Source organism: Streptomyces gardneri (genome assembly GCF_006539185.1).
GTDB lineage: Bacteria > Actinomycetota > Actinomycetes > Streptomycetales > Streptomycetaceae > Streptomyces > Streptomyces gardneri.
Genome location: NZ_BJMN01000032.1, coordinates 41,769 through 60,033, shown reverse-complemented (window position 1 = coordinate 60,033; position 18,265 = coordinate 41,769). Strand labels below are relative to the sequence as shown.

The following is an 18,265-nucleotide window of genomic DNA, read 5'->3' as shown; positions in this document are numbered from 1 at the left end:
GGTCGGTGCGCGAGGGATGTCCCTTGCGTACCCATTGGATGCCCGATTATCGGAAATCCGCTCCCACATAGTGCAGTTGGTCTGTGCAAGTCAAGATCTGTCTTTTCTGGCGCCACTCCGGTCAAATGTCGTCACTTGTGACGCGCGACCCCGCAGGACGGACACCCCACCTTCGGTCCGGGTGCGTGGGCGCCGGGGAGGACTACATCAAGTGACCAACAGACGACGGGCGATCAGAGCGTCCGCAGTCGTCGTGGCGCTCGCGGCCACCGCCGCCACCGCCTCGACTTTCTCCACCGCCTGGGCCGACAGCGACGGCAACGTGTCGCCGGCCGGCATCCAGACCGTCGACAAGACGACGGTCGACCACGACCTCGACGGTCCGTACAGCAAGAAGCAGGAGCAGCAGCGCAAGGCTGCCCTGGAGCAGGTGCTGAACGGCGAGGCGAAGGTCGAGACCCGCGGGGGCTCGCAGGTCGTCAAGCTCGCCAGCAAGAAGTACGTCGAGCTGGGCCGCGAGAAGACCGACAAGATCTTCACGATCCTCGTCGAGTTCGGCGACAAGGTGGACAACACCACCCTTGTCGACCGCGAGGACGACGACACGACCGAGCTCAAGCCGATGTACGGCGGCGAGCCCGGCCCGCTGCACAACCAGATAGCCAAGCCGGACCGTGCGAACGACAACTCCACGGCGTGGCAGGCGGATTACAACCAGAAGCACTTCCAGGACCTGTACTTCGGTACGGGCAAGGATGCCAAGGGCAAGCCGAAGCAGTCGCTGAAGACCTACTACGAGAAGACCTCGTCCGGCCGGTACTCGGTCGACGGCGCCGTCTCCGACTGGGTCAAGGTCGACTACAACGAGGCCCGTTACGGCTCGAACTACTGCGGCGACACCAACTGCCCCAACGTCTGGGACACCGTCCGTGACGGCGTCACCGCGTGGGCGGCCGCTCAGAAGGCCCAGGGCAAGACCGACGCCCAGATCAAGGCCGACCTGGCGCAGTACGACCAGTGGGACCGCTACGACTTCGACGCCGACGGCAACTTCAACGAGCCCGACGGCTACATCGACCACTTCCAGATCGTCCACGCGGGCGAGGACGAGTCGGCCGGTGGCGGCGCCGAGGGCACCAACGCGCTGTGGGCCCACCGCTGGTACGCGTACGGCACCAACGCCGGCAAGACCGGCCCGGCGAACAACAAGTCCGGTGGTACGCAGATCGGCGACACCGGCATCTGGGTCGGCGACTACACGATGCAGCCGGAGAACGGCGGCCTCGGCGTCTTCGCGCACGAGTACGGCCACGACCTCGGTCTGCCGGACCACTACGACACCTCGGGCGGCGAGAACTCCACCGGGTTCTGGACCCTGATGTCGTCCGGTTCCTGGCTCGGCCAGGGCAAGGACGCCATCGGCGACCTGCCCGGCGACATGACCTCGTGGGACAAGCTCCAGCTCGGCTGGCTGAACTACGCCAAGGTCAACGACTGGCAGCGTGGCACCAAGACCACCCACAAGCTGGGCGTCTCGGAGTACAACACCAAGAACCCGCAGGCGCTCGTCGTCGAGCTGCCGAAGAAGTCGGTTCCCACCGAGGTCGTGGCCCCCGCCGAGGGTGCCACCCAGTGGTGGAGCAACATGGGTGACGACCTCAAGAACACCCTGACCCGCCCGGTCGACCTGACCGGCAAGTCCTCGGCCTCCCTGGAGCTCCAGGGCTGGTGGGACATCGAGAAGGGTTACGACTTCCTCTACGCCGAGGTCTCGACCGACGGCGGCGCCAACTGGACCGCCCTCGACGGCACCGCCAACGGTGTGGCGCTTCCGCGCGACGCCGCCGGCTCCCCGTCGCTGACGGACGTCTCCGGTGCGCACAAGAAGCTCGTCTACGGCCTCGACGCCTACGCGGGCAAGAAGTTCGACCTCCGCTTCCGCTACCAGACGGACGGCGGCGCGGGCGGCAAGGGCTTCACCGCCGACGCCATCACCCTCGCCGCGGACGGTGCCACCGTCTTCTCGGACAACGCCGAGAACGGTGACAACGGCTGGGTCTCGAAGGGCTTCTCGCGGATCGCGAAGGGCTTCAGCAAGGACTACGAGCAGTACTACATCGCGGAGAACCGCCAGTACGTCTCGTACGACGCGACCCTCAAGGTCGGCCCGTACAACTTCGGTTTCACGGGCGACAAGGCCGGCTGGGTCGAGCACTACCCGTACCAGAACGGTCTGCTCATCTGGAAGTGGGACCTGTCCCAGAAGGACAACAACACCTCGAAGCACCCGGGCGTGGGTCGTATCCTCCCGATCGACGCGCACCCGAGCCCGCTGAAGTGGTCCGACGGCACGCTGATGCGCAACCGCGTCCAGTCGTACGACGCCCCCTTCAGCCTCTCCCGCACGGACGGCTTCCAGCTGCACAAGGCGGGCGTGGGCACCTGGGTTCCGTCGCAGGCCGGTAACCCGGTCTTCGACGACCGCAAGGGCACCTACTGGTACCCCGAGACCGAGCGCGCCGGTGTCAAGACAACTGACACCAACACCAAGATCCAGGTCGTCAAGGAGCCGAAGGATGGCCAGACGATCACGGTTCAGGTTGGCCCGTCGACCAAGTAGTCGATAAAGCTGCAGGTCAAAGCATGATCGGCCGTCGCCCCCTAGCGGGCGACGGCCGATCGTGTTTAGGTGCGTCTGACGCAGTTCTTATTGACATCTGATCCACGGGGGAGTGGTTCCGCATGCCCAACGGAGGGTTCTGCAAGCTGCCGGGCGGCAGCGTGGTCGTCGCGATAGGGCTGCCAAGCCCGGCCCGCGACGGGGCCTCGGTCCGCTTCCTGGTCCATGCCGCCAACCGTGCCCGCGCCCTGACCCGGCTGCGGAACCTCGGTCTGCGCGCGGTCTACCTCCGCGGCAACAGCGAGCCGCCCACCCCGGACGAGATCACGGCCGTCCTGCACCACCCCGACGGCCTGCTCTGGAGATCCGCGCCCGGCGCCGCCCAGGAACTCTGGCACCCGGTCCGCACCCTCCCGAAGGAACCCGCGGCGTAGTCCCGCCGGGGGCTCCAGGGGGGCTCCAGGGGCTCCGGGGGCTTTCTAGACCACCGGCTCGCCCGTCAGCCGCACGCCCGCCGCCCCGAGCTCCTCCAGGGCCTTCGCCGTCGTCGCCTTCGCGACCCCGGCCGTCAGGTCGAGCAGCACATGGGTCCGGAAGCCCTCCCGCGCCGCGTCCAGGGCCGTCGCCCGGACGCAGTGGTCGGTGGCGATGCCCACCACGTCGACCTCGGTGACGTCCCGCTCCCGCAGCCACTCCGCGAGCGTCCGCCCGTTCTCGTCCAGCCCCTCGAAGCCGCTGTACGCCGCGTCGTAGGCGCCCTTGTCGAAGACGGAGTCGATCGCCCCGCTGGCGACGGCGGGCGCGAAGTTCGGGTGGAAGCCGACGCCCTCCGTGCCGGCCACGCAGTGCACCGGCCAGGAGGTGACGTAGTCCGGATCCTCGCCCTCCGGGGCGAAGTGCGCGCCCGGGTCGACGTGGTGGTCGCGGGTGGCCACCACGTACCGGTAGGAGGTGCCCGCCGTCTGGCCGACCAGGTCGGTGATGGCGGCGGCGACGTCGGCGCCGCCCGTCACCGCGAGGCTGCCGCCCTCGCAGAAGTCGTTCTGAACGTCCACAACGATCAATGCGCGGTGCATGGCGGGTGTCCTTAGCGCGTCGGATGGGGTGGGTTCGAGCCTAGAGACTTCCCCCTCCCCAGGGGAGAGGGCGTCCCCGCGTTGTGCCTACGCGTACGCGAACGCGTAGGCCTACACGTACTCCGTCGGCAGCACCGGCTCGCCGCGCGAGAGCTGGATCGCCGACATCGGCAGCCCGGCGCGGGCCGCGATGTGCCGGGACCTGGCGGCCTCCAGCGGCTCCCGGGCCACCACCTCGCCGCCCTTGACCAGCTCGACCAGGAGCTGGTGGTCGACGAGCTCCGGCGGGACCGGTCCCGTGCCCAGGACCTCCGTCTCGGCGACCCCGTACGCGTCGGGCCGCCGCGCCGCCCACTTACGGCCGCCGACCGAGGCCTTGCCGCCCAGGGACTTCTTCGCGACCGGCACCAGAGGCGCCTTGGGGTCGGCCGAGCGGGCCCGGGCGACCAGCTTGTAGACCATGGAACAGGTCGGGTGGCCGCTGCCCGTGACCAGCTGCGTGCCCACCCCGTACGCGTCGACCGGCGCCGCCGCGAGCGAGGCGATGGCGTACTCGTCGAGGTCCGAGGTGACGACGATCTTCGTGTCCCGCGCGCCCAGCTCGTCCAGCTGCGCCCGTACGCGGTGCGCGACGAGCAGCAGGTCGCCCGAGTCGATGCGGACGGCTCCGAGCTCGGGCCCCGCCACCTCCACGGCGGTACGGACGGCCTCGGCCACGTCGTACGTGTCGACGAGCAGGGTCGTACCCCGGCCCAGGCTCTCGACCTGCGCCCGGAAGGCGTCCCGCTCGCTGTCGTGGAGCAGGGTGAAGGCGTGGGCGGAGGTGCCGACGGTCGGGATGCCGTAGCGGAAACCGGCCGCGAGGTCCGAGGTGGAGTCGAAGCCGCCGACGTACGCGGCGCGGGAGGAGGCGACGGCCGCCAGTTCGTGGGTGCGCCGGGCGCCCATCTCGATCAGGCGGCGCCCGCCGGCCGCGGCCGACATACGGGAGGCGGCGGCCGCGATCGCCGAGTCGTGGTTGAGGATCGAGAGGATCACGGTCTCCAGGAGCACGCACTCCGCGAAGGAGCCCTCGACACGCAGGACGGGCGAGCCGGGGAAGTACACCTCGCCCTCGGGGTAGCCCCAGATGTCGCCGGAGAAGCGGTATCCGGCCAGCCATTCGAGGGTCGGTTCGTCGACGATGCCGTGCTCGCGCAGGAAGCCGAGGACGGCGGGGTCGAAGCGGAAGTTCTCGACGGCGTCCAGGACCCGGCCGACGCCCGCGAGGACGCCGTAGCGGCGCCCTTCGGGCAGCCGCCGGGTGAAGACCTCGAAGACCGAGTGCCGGTCGGCGGTGCCGGCCCGGAGGGCCGCCTGGAGCATGGTCAGCTCGTACTGATCGGTGAAGAGCGCGGTCGACGGCACGTCCACCGGCAGCCCAAGGTCCGCAGCGTTCATGTCAGCGATGCTAGCGCAGAAATCGTCAGAGTGACGAATAGGGGGTCGGTATGGGTGACCTGTTTGTGCGATGGGCCCCTTGGGGTGGCAGCATGGGGTGAGTGAGCGTCGCGCCTATTGAGATCGAACGTACGGAATCGGCCGAGGAGGTCTCAGCGGTCGTCGAACCCGACGTGCCCTGGGTGACCCTCGTGCACAACGATCCGGTCAACCTGATGAGCTATGTGACCTACGTCTTCCAGTCGTACTTCGGTTACTCCAAGGACAAGGCGCACAAGCTGATGCTCGACGTGCACGAGAAGGGGAAGGCCGTCGTCTCCGCCGGCACCCGCGAGGAGATGGAACGGGACGTGCAGGCGATGCACGGCTACGGCCTGTGGGCGACTCTCTCCCAGGACCGCTTCTGATGGCCGGCCGTTTCGAGAACCTGCCCGGCGGCGGAGCGGCCATCGCGCTCGACGAGGTCGAGGTCTCCATCCTCCGCTCCCTCGCCGTCCAGCTGATGGAGCTGATCGGCCCCGGCGACGAGCCCGCGGTCGACGCCGACCCGCTGGCCGCCCTCTTCGTCGAGGGCCCGAGCGAGCCCCCCTCCGACCCCGCCCTGAGGCGGCTCTTCCCCGACGCGTACGGGGACGAGAGCGAGGACCTGCGGGCGTCCGCGGCCGACTTCCGCCGCTACACCGAGAACGACCTGCGGGCCCGCAAGCGCGAGGACGCCCTCGTGGTCGTCCGCGCCCTGGACTCGCTCTCCGGCGAGTCGGCGGGCGAGGGCGGCGCCGTCCTGAAGCTGACCGCGGACGAGTCCCGGGCCTGGCTCGGCACGCTCAACGACCTCCGGCTGACGATAGGGACCCGCCTGGAGGTCAAGGACGAGGAGAGCGAGCAGCTGTACCGGCTGCCGGACTCCGACCCGCGCAAGCCGATGGTGATGGCGTACCTCTGGCTGGGTGCGCTCCAGGAGTCCCTCGTCGAGACCCTGATGTCGTAGGGCGTGTCCGGGTCACCCCCCGGGCGCGCGATGTTCGCTCAGCGGACGCTCAAATCCGGATAACGAATGCGTTATCAGAGCGTCCGCCTTTGCTCTGGCGAGCCCTTTTTGTCCGCCTTTTCATGTGGCGTGGGCCACACGCGCCGCCGTCGATCAGTCCCTGCCGCGTGATAAATCTTCACGACCGCTCGGGGACGCCACCCATGTACCCGAGGGCGCTTCGACCGGCTGACCGCCGGTGGCACTCCATTCCACATCCGGGGGGATCAGGACCTGATCCGCAGCAGACTCACTCGCAGTCGCGCGGATCAGCATGGAGAAAGGCGCACCACCATGACCTCAGTGCAGGTCGACAAGCAGCACGACGGCGACGAGGCCGCGGACACCGTCTCGGGCGAGGGTTATCACCGGGCACTCGGTGCACGCCAGATCCAGATGATCGCGATCGGTGGCGCCATCGGCACCGGCCTCTTCCTCGGCGCGGGCAAGGGCATCTCCATCGCGGGGCCGAGTCTGATCCTCGCGTACGCCGCCGCGGGACTCGTCATCTTCTTCATCATGCGGGCGCTCGGCGAGCTCCTCATGTACCGCCCGGTCTCGGGCTCCTTCTCGGAGTACGCCCGCGAGTTCATGGGCCCCTTCGCGGGCTTCGTGACCGGCTGGACGTACTGGCTCTTCTGGGTCGTCACCGGCATCACCGAGGTCACCGCCGCGGCCACCTACATGACCTACTGGTGGGACATCCCGCAGTGGCTCTCGGCCCTCGTCTTCACGGTCATCCTCTACGGCGCCAACCTGATCTCGGTGAAGCTCTTCGGTGAGCTCGAGTTCTGGTTCTCCATGGTCAAGGTCACCGCGATCGTCGGCATGATCCTCATCTGCGCCGGCATCCTCACCCTCGGCTTCTCCGACGCGGGCGACACCGCCTCCGTCACCCACCTGTGGGACCTCGGCGGCTTCTTCGCCGGCAAGGACGGCATCTACTCCACCCTGATGACCCTCCAGATGGTCATGTTCGCCTTCCTCGCCGTCGAGCTCGTCGGCGTCACCGCCGGTGAGTCGAAGGACCCGAAGACCGTCCTGCCCAAGGCCATCAACACCGTGCCGTGGCGCATCGCCGTCTTCTACGTCGGCGCGCTGATCATGATCCTGTCGGTCGTCCCGTGGACCGAGTTCAAGCCGGGAGTCTCTCCGTTCGTCGCCGCCTTCGAGAAGATGGGCCTCGGCGTCGGCGCCGCCATCGTCAACTTCGTCGTCCTGACGGCCGCGCTCTCCTCCTGCAACTCGGGCATGTACTCCACCGGCCGCATGCTGCGCGACCTCGCGCTCAACGGCCAGGGCCCGAAGGTCTTCACGAAGCTGACCCGCTCCGGCACCCCGCTGATCGGCACCACGTTCTCGGCCGCGCTGATGATGTTCGGCGTCTGGATCAACTACCAGTGGCCCGGTGAGGCGTTCAACTACGTCGTCTCCTTCGCGACCATCTCCGGCATGTGGGCCTGGATCGCCATCCTGATCTGCCACATCCGCTACCGCAGCAAGGCCGACCGCGGCGAGCTGCCCGAGTCCTCCTTCAAGGCGCCCGGCGGCATCTGGCTCAGCGCCTTCGCCCTGGCCTTCCTCGCGCTGGTCATCGTGACCATGGGCATGGACGAGGGCAACCGGGTCGCGCTGTACGGAGCGCCGGTCTGGGGCCTGGTCCTCGCCGTCTCCTACCTGGTCCTCAAGGCCCGCAACCCCGAGGGCAGCGCCTTCGTCAAGCGTTCCTGAACTGCCAGGTCTCAGCATCCGGGCCGTTCCGTACCACTCCTCGGTACGGAACGGCCCGTCTGCTTATCCTGTCGGCATGCTGACCATCACCCGGGCCCTGTACGACCAGATCGTGGAGCACTCCCGAGCGGACCACCCCGACGAGGCCTGCGGCGTGGTCGCGGGCCCGGCCGGCAGCGGCCGCCCCGAGCGCTTCATCCCCATGCTGAACGCCGCCCGCTCGCCCACCTTCTACGAGTTCGACTCCGCGGACCTGCTCAAGCTCTACCGCGACATGGACGACCGGGACGAGGAGCCCGTCATCGTCTACCACTCGCACACCGCGACCGAGGCCTACCCGTCCCGCACGGACATCTCGTACGCGAACGAGCCGCAGGCCCACTACGTCCTCGTCTCCACCGCCGACACCGACGAGGCGGGCCCCTTCCAGTTCCGCTCCTTCACCATCGTCGAGGGCGTCGTGACCGAGGAGGACGTCGAGATCGTCGAGGCCTACGCGTAGGGCCCCCGTCCCGGGCCGAGTGAGAGACTGACCGGGACCAACGGGCGGCAGGAACCAGGAAACCGGTGCGAATCCGGTGCGGTCCCGCCACTGTGACCGCCTCCTCGGGAGGCGGGAGCCAGGAACTGACCTGCCGCCTCTCACCACCGATCGGGGACGTGGAAATCCCCGGAGGAGGCACGACCGTCATGTCCTGGCGCCGCCCGCTGCTGCCCGCGCTCGCTCTCGTCCCGCTGCTCGCCGCCTGCTCGGCCCCCTCGGAGCCGGCCTCCTCGGCGAAGCCCGGGAAGTCCGCACCCGGATTCCCGTACACCGTCGACAACTGCGGCGTGAAGACCACCTACCAGGCCCCGCCGAAGCGCGTGGTCACCATGAACCAGCACGTCACCGAGGTGATGCTCGCCCTCGGCCTGGAGAAGTCGCTCGTCGGCACCGCCTACCTCGACGACACGGTCCTCCCCGCCTACAAGAAGGCCTACGACACCGTCCCCGTCCTCGCGAAGGAGTACCCCTCCAAGGAGGCCCTGCTCGCCGCGAACCCCGACTTCGTGTACGGCGGTTACGCCACCGCCTTCGACGCCAAGGACGGCCGCGGCCGCGACGACCTCAAGAAGTCCGGCATCGCCACCCGCCTCAACACCGAGTACTGCCCGTCCGGTTCGACCTCGATCGACGACCTCTACCGCGAAGTCCGCGAGATCGGCCGGACCTTCGGCGTCCCCGACCGGGCCGAGACCTGGACCCACGCGGCACGCGCGACCGTCACCGCCACCGAGAAGCGGCTGCGGGGCACCCCGCCGGTCTCCGTCTTCGTCTACGACAGCGGCGACAAGACCGCCTTCACGGCGGGCGGCAAGGGCATCGGGAACGAGCTCATCACCCGGGCGGGCGGCCGGAACGTCTTCGCCGACCTCGACAAGGCCTTCGGTGACGCCACCTGGGAACAGGTCGTCGACCGGCGCCCCGAGATCATCGTCATCTACGACTACGGCTCCACCACCGTCGAGCAGAAGAAGAAGCGGCTCCTCGACGACCCCGCCCTCAAGGACGTCCCCGCGATCAAGAACCGCAGGTTCGCCGTCATGCCGCTCTCCGACACCGTCCTCGGCGTCCGGGTCCCCGCCGCCGTCGACAAGCTCGCCGCCCAGCTCCACCCGGCCCGGTGAGCACGGTCCTCGACAGGGCCGGGAAGCCGAAGGAGAAGAGCACACCGGCCTCCGGGACGTCGCGGTACGTCCTCGTCGTCGCCGGACTCGCCCTGGCCCTGGCCCTCGCCGGCATCGCCTCGCTCGCCCTCGGCTCCGTCCGCATCCCGCCCGGCCAGGTGCTCGACGCCCTGACCGGGCGGGCGGCCCCCTCCCCGTACCGCACGATCGTGCTCGACGTCCGGCTGCCCCGGGTCCTGCTCGGGGTGGTCGTCGGCGCCGGCCTCGCCGTCGTCGGCGCCGTCCTCCAGGCCCTCGTCAACAACCGCCTCGCCGACCCCTTCCTCCTCGGGATCTCCTCCGGCGCCTCCGCCGGAGCCGTCCTCGTGCTGGTCCTGGGCGTCGGGGGAGGGGTGACCACCACGATCGCCCTGCCCGGCGGGGCCTTCGCCGGCGCGCTCCTCGCCCTCGTCCTCGTCTACGGGCTCGCGCGCCGCGGCGGGACCATGACCGGCGTCCGGCTCGTCCTGGCCGGGGTCGCCGTCTCGTACGTCCTCTCCGCCCTCGCCACCCTGCTCCTCGTCGTCGCCGGCCGGCCCGAGCAGTTCCAGGAGGCGCTGTACTGGTCCCTCGGCGGCCTCGGCAGCGCCCGCTGGGACACCCTCGCCCTGCCCGCCGCCGTCCTCGTCCTCGGCGTCGGCGCCCTCCTGACCCTCGCCCGCCCGCTCGACCTGCTCCTCGTCGGCGAGGAGGGCGCCACCGTCCTCGGCCTGGACACCGCCCGCTTCCGCGCCGCCGTCTTCGTCCTCGCCTCCCTCGTCACCGCCGTCATGGTCGCGGCCAGCGGAGCCGTCGGCTTCATCGGACTCATGGCCCCGCACGCCGCCCGGCTCGCCGTCGGCGCCCCGCACCGCCGCCTCCTCCCGGTCGCCGCGCTCGGCGGGGCCCTCGGCCTCGTCCTCGCCGACCTCGCCGCCCGGACCGTCGCCGCACCCCAGGACATCCCCGTCGGCGTCCTCACCGCGCTCATCGGCGGCCCGTTCTTCCTCTGGCTGATGCGCCGCCGCCCCGAAGGAGCCCCCCTGTGACCGAACTACGGCTCCACGGACTCTCGTACGGCAGTCGCCTCCGCTCCGCCGACCTCACCGTCCGCGCCGGCGAGACCGTCGGCCTCATCGGCCCCAACGGCAGCGGCAAGACCACCCTCCTGCGCTGCGTCTACGGGACCCTCACCGCCACCGCGGGACGCGCCACGCTCGACGGCGACGACCTCCACGCCCTCGGCCCCAAGGCCCGCGCCCGACGCGTCGCCACCGTCCCGCAGGACAGCGGCACCGAGTTCGAGCTCACCGTCCGCGAACTGGTCGCCCTCGGCCGCTCCCCGCACAAACGCTTCTGGGAGGGCGACACCGGCGCCGACCGGGACCGGGTCGAGGCCGCCCTCGCCCGCGTCGGCCTCGCGGAGCTCGCCGACCGCCCGTTCCCCACGCTCTCCGGCGGCGAGCGCCAGCGCGCCCTGGTCGCCCGCGCCCTCGTCCAGGACCCGGCCCTCCTCGTCCTCGACGAGCCCACCAACCACCTGGACATCCGCCACCAGCTCGACGTCCTCGCCCTCGTCCGCACCCTGGGCACCACCAACCTGCTCGCCCTGCACGACCTCAACCTCGCGGGGGCCTACTGCGACCGCCTCTACGTCATGGTGGAAGGCCGGGTCGTCACCGGAGGCACCCCCGCCGAGGTCCTCACCCCCGCGCTTCTCACCGCCGTCTACGGGGTGGACGCCGAGGTCATTCCGCACCCGAGGACCGGCAGCCCGACCGTCGTCTACCTCCACAGTCCGGTGGGCGGTCATAAACTATCCACCATGTGAGATCACATTCCGAAACCCGGACCGGGAATCGATACGATGAGCCCATGGTTTCCCACGACGTGAGCGAAGAGACTCCGGGCACACCCCTGCTCGTGGCACGCCTGCACGTCGACCTGTGCCGCCTCGCCAGCGCGATGTGTACGTCCCGCGCTGCGCTCTGAGCGACCGGCCGAGCGCACTTCCGCACGACCCCCCTCCGCGCGGGGCCCCAGCAGCGCGCCCACCACGCCACTTCCGACAGGAGCCCACGTCATGGCCATCGAGGTCCGCATCCCGACCATCCTCCGCACCTACACCGACGGCGAGAAGGCCGTCGAGGGCAACGGCGACACCCTCGCCGCACTCTTCGCCGACCTCGAGACCCGCCACACCGGCATCGAGGCCCGCATCGTCGACGAGGGCAAGCTCCGCCGCTTCGTCAACGTCTACCTGAACGACGAGGACGTCCGCTTCCTCGACGGCATCGACACCAAGCTCACCGACGGTGACAGCGTCACGATCCTGCCGGCCGTCGCCGGCGGCATGGTCTGATCCACATGCGCTACGACTCCGCGCTGGCGGCGGTCGGCAACACGCCGCTCGTCCGCCTCCCCCGGCTCTCGCCCTCGGACTCCGTCCGCATCTGGGCGAAGCTGGAGGACCGCAACCCGACCGGCTCGGTCAAGGACCGCCCCGCGCTCCACATGATCGAGCAGGCGGAGAAGGACGGCCGCCTCACGCCCGGCTGCACCATCCTGGAGCCGACCAGCGGCAACACCGGCATCTCGCTCGCCATGGCCGCCAAGCTCAAGGGCTACCGCATCGTCTGCGTCATGCCCGAGAACACCAGCGAGGAGCGCCGCCAGCTGCTCGCCATGTGGGGCGCGGAGATCGTCTCGTCCCCCGCCGCGGGCGGATCGAACACGGCGGTACGCGTCGCCAAGGAGATCGCCGCCGAGAACCCGTCCTGGGTGATGCTCTACCAGTACGGCAACCCGGACAACGCGGGCGCCCACTACGCCACCACGGGCCCCGAGATCCTCGCCGACCTCCCCTCGATCACCCACTTCGTCGCCGGCCTCGGCACGACGGGGACGCTCATGGGCGTCGGCCGCTACCTCCGCGAGCACAAGCCCGACGTCAAGATCGTCGCCGCCGAGCCGCGCTACGACGACCTCGTCTACGGCCTGCGCAACCTCGACGAGGGCTTCGTACCCGAGCTGTACGACGCCTCCGTCCTCACCACCCGCTTCTCCGTCGGCTCCGCCGACGCGGTCACCCGCACCCGCGAACTCCTCCAGCAGGAGGGCATCTTCGCGGGCGTCTCCACCGGTGCCGCGCTGCACGCGGCCATCGGCGTCGGCAACAAGGCCGTCAAGGCCGGCGAAACCGCCGACATCGCCTTCGTGGTCGCCGACGGCGGCTGGAAGTACCTGTCGACCGGCCTCTACACGGCCAAGACGACAGAAGAAGCGATCGAAACGGTCCAGGGCCAGCTCTGGGCCTGAGCCTCCACGGCTCCCTCAGCGCGCCAGATGGCGGACCTGGTCCCATACGACCGGGTCCGCCGTTCCCACTTTCCGGCGGAAGTCCGCCACCGGCACGTCCCGCAGCTCGTCCGTCTCCAGGAAGCTCGGCCGCCCCTGCGCGTCGCCCACCGCCCCCGGCGGCAGCGCGATCACCCCCGGCCGCTCGTCGTGGTACTTGCTGGTGATCTTGGCGACGAGCGCGCTGTCCCCCCGTAGCGAGAGCACCAGACACGGCCGGTCCTTCGAACCGGGCCCGTCCTCGAAGGGCACGTCCGCCCACCAGATCTCGCCCGCCCGCGGCAGCCGCGACGGCGCCTTCCGCGGCCCGGCCGGCCTACCCGGCGGGCGGGTCCGCTCCGAAGGCTTCCGTCCCGAAGGCCTCCGGCCCGACGGCTTTCCCGACGCACTCTTCCGTCCGCCGGCGACCACCACGACCAGCGCGATCACCACGACCGCGGCCAGCGCGGGCCACCATGACGTGTCCATACCTCAAGACGGTACCGGCGCGCGCCCCACTCCGCCGTGACGCCCCGCCATCCATCCGAACCGGTGACAGAGCCCGTGAGTTCGCCCACAACGGGCCGCCACGAAGGAGCGACAGGCCCAGGTGCGCCTTACGCTCGACAGACCGCACAGCCTCCCCCTCCCTCAGCGCGTTTTCCGCACCCGTCCACGGAGGTTCACGCTCCATGAAGCTCACCGTCGTCGGTTGCTCCGGGTCGTTTCCGTCCGCGGATTCGGCCTGTTCGAGCTACCTCGTCGAGGCCGACGGCTTCCGGTTGCTCCTCGACATGGGCAACGGCGCCCTCGGCGAGCTGCAACGACACATCGGTCTGTACGACCTCGACGCGATCTTCCTCAGCCATCTGCACGCGGACCACTGCATCGACATGTGCGGATACTTCGTCGCCCGCTACTACCGGCACGAGGGCGGGCGCTGCGACGCGATTCCCGTCTACGCGCCGGAGGGTGCCGAGCAGCGCCTGACCACGGCGTACGCGGACACCCCCTCGCCGACCTCGATGAGCGAGGTCTTCGACTTCCACACGCTGAAGTCGGCCACCTTCGAGATCGGCCCGTTCACGGTCCGCACGCAGAAGGTGTGCCACCCGGTCGAGGCGTACGGCATCCGCGTCGAGCACGGCGGCCGCTCGCTCACCTACTCCGGCGACACCGGCGTCTGCGAGTCGCTCCACGAGCTCGCCGACGGCACGGACCTCTTCCTCTGCGAGGCGTCCTTCACCCACGGCAAGGAGGACATCCCGGCCCTCCACCTCAACGGCCGCGAGGCCGGCGCCGAGGCGTCCCGCTCGTCGGTGGGCCGACTGGTCCTCACCCACATCCCCCCGTGGACCGACGGCGAGCAGAACCTGGCGGACGCCCGCGCGGTGTACTCGGGCCCGTCGGAGCTGGCCCGACCGGGCGCGGTCTACGAGGTCTGAGGAAGGTCCCGCCAGCTCGGCAACCGGTCCGCGAGAGATTCCACGGTGGCCGTCGTGAGCGATCCGGCCTGGCGGGACCGGGCTTCGCCCAGCAGCAGGGGCACCTCGTCGTAGCGGCCGCATGTCAGTGCCAGCAGGGCCTGGAGGTCGTAGCTGCGGCCCGCCAGCTGCCGATTGCCCGGCAGCTGGTGCCGGCTTCCCTCGGAGAGCTGGTCCAGGAGCCGCGAGGAGCGGCTGAGCAGGGCACTGAACTCGGCGAACGCCTGGTAGTACGAGGCTTCGAGGGGGCGTCCCCGCGCGTGCAGGAGCGGCGCGAGGTCCGCGATCTCACGGCCGCCGCCGAAGCCCAGGGCCAGTTCGCACTGGAGGACCAGGCTGTCGGTGCAGCGCTCCGCCTCGTAGTCGGACAGGGGAGCCTCGTCGTACAGGGCGTGTGCCTCCCGGAGCCTCCGGAACAGTGCGAGGGCTTCGTCGGGACCGGGCTTGCGGCCCACGAGGCCGTCGCGCACCGCGTAGAAGTGCCACTTCGGATTCGACGGTTCCTCCGTCAGACACATCTCGACGAGCCGTGCGTACCTCTCCCGCTTCCCCTTGCGTGCGATCACTTCCGGCTCGTAGCCGGTGTGGTGGAAGACCACGTCCACCTCGACGGACGGAGGCTGGGCGCCGTGTGCGTCGTACAGCCGCTCGTGGAGGCGCCCTCTGAACCGCAGGGCCGAGTCGGAGCGGACGATCCGCCGGGTGTCCGTATGGCATTCCCGACTCGTGTCGAGAATGCGTGGGGACACCACCAGGTCGGCACCGGGCAGGACGTGGTCCAGCGCCGACAGGACGGCCCGCAGCCGCCCCCTGCTCTCCGCCGACAGGGTTTCGTCCGCGTCCACATGGGCGAGCCAGCCGCCCGGACGAGCCTGCTCGAACGCCGCGTTGCGCTGTGCGGCGAAGTCGTCGGTCCATGCGCGGGTGACGTGTTCCACGTGGGCGACGGCGGACCTCGCGGTACCCACGGTCGCGTCCTCGGACTCGGCGTCGACGAGGAGGAGACGGTCGCAGTCGTCGGTCAGGGCGCGCAGACACGCACCGATCACCTGCTCCTCGTCGTGTGTCAGGACGACGGCGGTGACGGCGCCTGCCCGGTCCGGCCGGTAGGAGCCGGCGAGCTCGCCGTACGAACCCGCCCGGACGTCCAGCGCGAGCAGCTCCGGGGCGGCCGCGCGGACGAGCCGCAGATCCCGGCCCAGCGGGGTCGGCCGGCCGGAATCCTCGGCCCAGGCCTGATCGAGGACATCGGACAACTTCATGCGGGTTCCTTCGTCAGGGAGGCACGGTCGGGGGCGCTGTCCAGGCGCACGGTCAGGTCGCACCGCAGGTCGTCGACCTCCCGATGAGCCACCAGGACGCGCGTGGCTCCCGTCGTGGCCAGGGAGTCCCAGATCCGGACGAAGGAGTCCTGGTCGATGCCGCTGAAGCTTTCGTCGAACAGGAAGACGTCGGGGCGGATCAGCACCGCGCGTGCCAGCGCGAGCTTCTGCAGCTGGCCTCGGGACAGGCGGGTCCCGTCCTCCCGCAGGACCTCGTCGTAGCCCTTGTCGAGGGAGTCGACGACGGAGGTCGCATGGACCAGGGCGCAGGCCTGATCGACCTCGTCCTGGGAGTGGTGCGCTCCCAGCGTCAGGTTCTCCCGGACGGTCGTGTTGAGGATCATCGGGATCTCGGGCAGATAGAGGACCTTGTGGGGGACGGTCTCGGGGTCGAGGCGTTCGAGCGGCACACCGCCGACGAAGACCGTCCCGGCGTCCGCCGTGTGCAGGCCTGCCAGGAGCTTCAGGAGGGTGCTCTTCCCCGAGGCGTTGTCCCCGGCCAGATGCACCGAGCGCCCCGCGGGGACGGACACGGAGACGTCCTCGATGACGCGGCGCGCAGTGCCCGGGTACGAGAACGTGAGGCCCCGTGCCGAAAGGGAGGAGCCCGCCCGGTGCGAGAGGTCCGTCTGTGCGGGCACATCGCCGGGACGTGCGGGGGTGCCCGCGGAGGACGGGACGATGCCGGGCTCACGCTGCGTCATGATGTCCCGATAGCGGCCGATCGCTGCGGAGCTCCGCTGGAGCGTGGTCTGCAGGGTGGAGATGTTCACCAGTGAGGTGAGGAAGTACCCGGACAGCGAGATGAAGCTGAGGACCTGCCCCAGCGAGATCCGGCCGCTCTGGGCCTGGAGCAGCCCGATCCAGGTCACGGTGACGGCGAAGCATCCGTGGGTCACCAGCCGGATCGTGGCGGAGAGATTGTCGAGGCGCCCCAGTCTCGTCTCGGATTCGATGCGCCGTGACAGAGTCTCGGATATCCGCCGGGCTGCGAAGGCGCGTTTCCCGTGTGAGAAGACGACCTCGTGGTGATCGAGGATGTTGATCAGTTCGGATTTCAGGGTGGCGTCACGCTGCAATGCCTCCTCGGAGGTCTCCCGAATTCCGCGATAGAGAGTCCACGAGGCCACGACGGTGATGAACGCGGAACTCATGAGGATGCCGAAGAGGGGAAGGCTCGCCCATGCGAGGTAGCCGCCGACGATGAGCACGACGGCGATGTCCACCGACACCCCGATCGTGGTGGACGTCAGGAGTGTCTGTATTCCCTGGATGTCATCGAGCCGGCTTGCCAGGTCTCCGGTTCTGCGGCCCGAATAGAAGCGGACGGGGAGCCGCAGGAGTTTCTCCACGTAGCGCTCGGACAGGTTCTTCTGTACGCGCTGCCCGAACCGGACGATGATGAGTCCGCGTATGTATTGGAGGGCTCCGGCGGCCAGTACCATTCCCACGAAAGACAGGGAGGTCAGCGTAAGGGCGCTGATGCTGTCCGACTGCAGGAATCTGTCGACGGACACCTGGAGATAAATGCTGCTGGAGATCGAGAGCGCGGCCACGAGAAGCGTCAGAGCGATGACCCCGGTGATCGTCCTCCGGTTCTCGCGCATCTCGTTCACGAAGACGCTCTGCTTCCAGGAATGCCTGAAGCGCCCCCACCGGCTGACGTCGGTCGAGGGGGTCTCGGAGACGAGGGTCTCGCCGGAGAAGGTCTGCGACAGCTCGTCGGCGGTCACGGTCCTGGGTCGGTAGAACCACGGGTCGCTGATGACGAAGTCGCCGTTGGGCAGGGCTTCTTGGACGACGATGAAGTGGGAGAGGCCCGCGTCCGTCGTGAGGGCTATGGCGGGCCCTGCCAGCGTGACGGCCTGGTGCAGCTCGTCCACGGTCAGGCGGAAGGCCTGGGAGGTGACGCCGTAGTCGTCGAGCACCTGCTGGAGCCGGAAAAGGCTCGCACCGCCTTCGCCGAGACCCACGGATTCCCGAAGGATCGCGGAATCCACGTGTATTCCGTGTCTCCGCAGGACCGTGCGCACACAGGCCGGGCCGCAGTCCGTATCACCTTCCTGATGCGTGTGATAGGCCTGCCATTTCATCTTGCGCCCCCTGGGATGCGGATCGGCGGCGCCTCGGCATCCGGGATTCCTTCCCGGAGAGGAGGCGCCGCCGTTCATAGTGCTGTCAGGTGATTCCTGGCAGCGTTATCTGCTACCGGCACTCACGGTTGTAGATGCCCATGTAGTCCGTGTAGCTGCCGCCACAGCCGTAACCCAGCATGTTGGCCTGGGCGTTGGCCCAGATCGCGGCGCACTGGGCCTTGGAGAGGCGGCCGCCGGAAACGGCGTCGGTCTCGCTGTCGGACATGGTCGTGAAGTTCATCTCGCGCAGCGTGGAGAGGCTCATGTGCTTCTCTTTTCCTGGTCGTGACGGGCCGGTCATGCCCGTCGGGATGGTGCGCCGAGCGGTTTCCCCCGGCTCGATTGGTCTAATCCTATGAAGGGGGGAAGGAATGTGCGTGATCTTGTCCGTGAGTTTGTCAGGTCGCC

19 protein-coding genes and 1 riboswitch are annotated in these 18,265 nt (G+C 69.4%); of the genes, 13 read left to right on the top strand and 6 right to left on the bottom strand.

What is annotated here, in order from left to right:
- Positions 1 to 211: 211 nt before the first annotated feature.
- Complete coding sequence (locus tag SGA01_RS24325; protein ID WP_141298515.1) at positions 212 to 2,620, top strand: immune inhibitor A domain-containing protein; 2,409 nt, start codon at positions 212 to 214, stop codon at positions 2,618 to 2,620.
- Between the two features lie 122 nt (positions 2,621 to 2,742).
- Positions 2,743 to 3,054 (top strand): hypothetical protein, encoded by a 312-nt coding sequence (locus SGA01_RS24320; RefSeq protein ID WP_024756391.1) that lies wholly within the window; start codon positions 2,743 to 2,745, stop codon positions 3,052 to 3,054.
- 45 nt (positions 3,055 to 3,099) lie between these two features.
- Here SGA01_RS24320 and SGA01_RS24315 read toward each other — a convergent pair whose 3' ends face one another.
- The gene (locus SGA01_RS24315; RefSeq protein WP_055643242.1) at positions 3,100 to 3,696 is read right to left on the bottom strand and encodes an isochorismatase family protein; all 597 of its coding nucleotides are present in this window, start codon (positions 3,694 to 3,696) and stop codon (positions 3,100 to 3,102) included.
- Positions 3,697 to 3,807: 111 nt separating this feature from the next.
- Positions 3,808 to 5,136 (bottom strand): nicotinate phosphoribosyltransferase, encoded by a 1,329-nt coding sequence (locus tag SGA01_RS24310; protein ID WP_141298514.1) that lies wholly within the window; start codon positions 5,134 to 5,136, stop codon positions 3,808 to 3,810.
- Positions 5,137 to 5,237: 101 nt separating this feature from the next.
- On the opposite strand from SGA01_RS24310, the gene clpS reads away from it, so the two are divergent.
- The 10 genes from clpS (at position 5,238) to SGA01_RS24260 (ending at position 12,898) form a co-directional block, all read left to right on the top strand.
- Entirely contained in the window at positions 5,238 to 5,543 is a 306-nt protein-coding gene (gene clpS, locus SGA01_RS24305; protein ID WP_055643244.1) for an ATP-dependent Clp protease adapter ClpS, read from the top strand.
- On the top strand, positions 5,543 to 6,124 hold the full coding sequence (locus SGA01_RS24300) for a DUF2017 domain-containing protein (RefSeq protein WP_141298513.1): 582 nt from the start codon (positions 5,543 to 5,545) through the stop codon (positions 6,122 to 6,124). The genes clpS and SGA01_RS24300 overlap by 1 nt, the downstream gene beginning before the upstream one ends.
- A gap of 333 nt (positions 6,125 to 6,457) precedes the next feature.
- Entirely contained in the window at positions 6,458 to 7,894 is a 1,437-nt protein-coding gene (locus SGA01_RS24295; RefSeq protein WP_141298512.1) for an amino acid permease, read from the top strand.
- A gap of 76 nt (positions 7,895 to 7,970) precedes the next feature.
- The gene (locus tag SGA01_RS24290) at positions 7,971 to 8,396 is read left to right on the top strand and encodes a M67 family metallopeptidase (RefSeq protein ID WP_055643247.1); all 426 of its coding nucleotides are present in this window, start codon (positions 7,971 to 7,973) and stop codon (positions 8,394 to 8,396) included.
- A 14-nt stretch (positions 8,397 to 8,410) separates the two neighbouring features.
- A riboswitch (cobalamin riboswitch) is annotated at positions 8,411 to 8,544 on the top strand.
- Between the two features lie 40 nt (positions 8,545 to 8,584).
- Positions 8,585 to 9,562, top strand: a complete 978-nt coding sequence (locus SGA01_RS24285; protein WP_141298511.1) for an ABC transporter substrate-binding protein — start codon at positions 8,585 to 8,587, stop codon at positions 9,560 to 9,562.
- 92 nt (positions 9,563 to 9,654) lie between these two features.
- The gene (locus SGA01_RS24280; protein ID WP_229917579.1) at positions 9,655 to 10,629 is read left to right on the top strand and encodes a FecCD family ABC transporter permease; all 975 of its coding nucleotides are present in this window, start codon (positions 9,655 to 9,657) and stop codon (positions 10,627 to 10,629) included.
- Complete coding sequence (locus SGA01_RS24275) at positions 10,626 to 11,411, top strand: ABC transporter ATP-binding protein (RefSeq protein WP_141298509.1); 786 nt, start codon at positions 10,626 to 10,628, stop codon at positions 11,409 to 11,411. The genes SGA01_RS24280 and SGA01_RS24275 overlap by 4 nt, the downstream gene beginning before the upstream one ends.
- Before the next feature lie 44 nt (positions 11,412 to 11,455).
- Positions 11,456 to 11,572 (top strand): putative leader peptide, encoded by a 117-nt coding sequence (locus SGA01_RS42965; RefSeq protein WP_317852193.1) that lies wholly within the window; start codon positions 11,456 to 11,458, stop codon positions 11,570 to 11,572.
- Between the two features lie 91 nt (positions 11,573 to 11,663).
- Entirely contained in the window at positions 11,664 to 11,942 is a 279-nt protein-coding gene (locus tag SGA01_RS24265) for a MoaD/ThiS family protein (RefSeq protein ID WP_141298508.1), read from the top strand.
- Positions 11,943 to 11,947: 5 nt separating this feature from the next.
- Positions 11,948 to 12,898 (top strand): PLP-dependent cysteine synthase family protein, encoded by a 951-nt coding sequence (locus SGA01_RS24260; RefSeq protein ID WP_055643252.1) that lies wholly within the window; start codon positions 11,948 to 11,950, stop codon positions 12,896 to 12,898.
- A gap of 15 nt (positions 12,899 to 12,913) precedes the next feature.
- Here the strand turns inward: SGA01_RS24260 and SGA01_RS24255 are convergent, their stop codons facing one another.
- Complete coding sequence (locus SGA01_RS24255) at positions 12,914 to 13,405, bottom strand: type II toxin-antitoxin system PemK/MazF family toxin (RefSeq protein WP_141298507.1); 492 nt, start codon at positions 13,403 to 13,405, stop codon at positions 12,914 to 12,916.
- A 203-nt stretch (positions 13,406 to 13,608) separates the two neighbouring features.
- Here SGA01_RS24255 and SGA01_RS24250 point away from each other — a divergent pair, with 203 nt between their 5' ends.
- Positions 13,609 to 14,361, top strand: a complete 753-nt coding sequence (locus SGA01_RS24250; RefSeq protein ID WP_055643254.1) for an MBL fold metallo-hydrolase — start codon at positions 13,609 to 13,611, stop codon at positions 14,359 to 14,361.
- Here SGA01_RS24250 and SGA01_RS24245 read toward each other — a convergent pair.
- The 3 genes from SGA01_RS24245 to SGA01_RS24235 all read right to left on the bottom strand — a co-directional run bounded on the left by SGA01_RS24245 (position 14,349) and on the right by SGA01_RS24235 (position 18,122).
- A complete protein-coding gene (locus tag SGA01_RS24245; protein ID WP_141298506.1) occupies positions 14,349 to 15,662 on the bottom strand; it encodes a glycosyltransferase in 1,314 nt (437 codons plus the stop codon). The genes SGA01_RS24250 and SGA01_RS24245 overlap by 13 nt on opposite strands.
- Positions 15,659 to 17,815 carry a peptidase domain-containing ABC transporter gene (locus SGA01_RS24240; protein ID WP_167534173.1) on the bottom strand — a complete coding sequence of 719 codons (2,157 nt, stop codon included), beginning with the start codon at positions 17,813 to 17,815 and terminating at the stop codon, positions 15,659 to 15,661. The genes SGA01_RS24245 and SGA01_RS24240 overlap by 4 nt, the downstream gene beginning before the upstream one ends.
- A gap of 112 nt (positions 17,816 to 17,927) precedes the next feature.
- Complete coding sequence (locus SGA01_RS24235) at positions 17,928 to 18,122, bottom strand: hypothetical protein (RefSeq protein ID WP_055643257.1); 195 nt, start codon at positions 18,120 to 18,122, stop codon at positions 17,928 to 17,930.
- Positions 18,123 to 18,265: the final 143 nt, after the last annotated feature.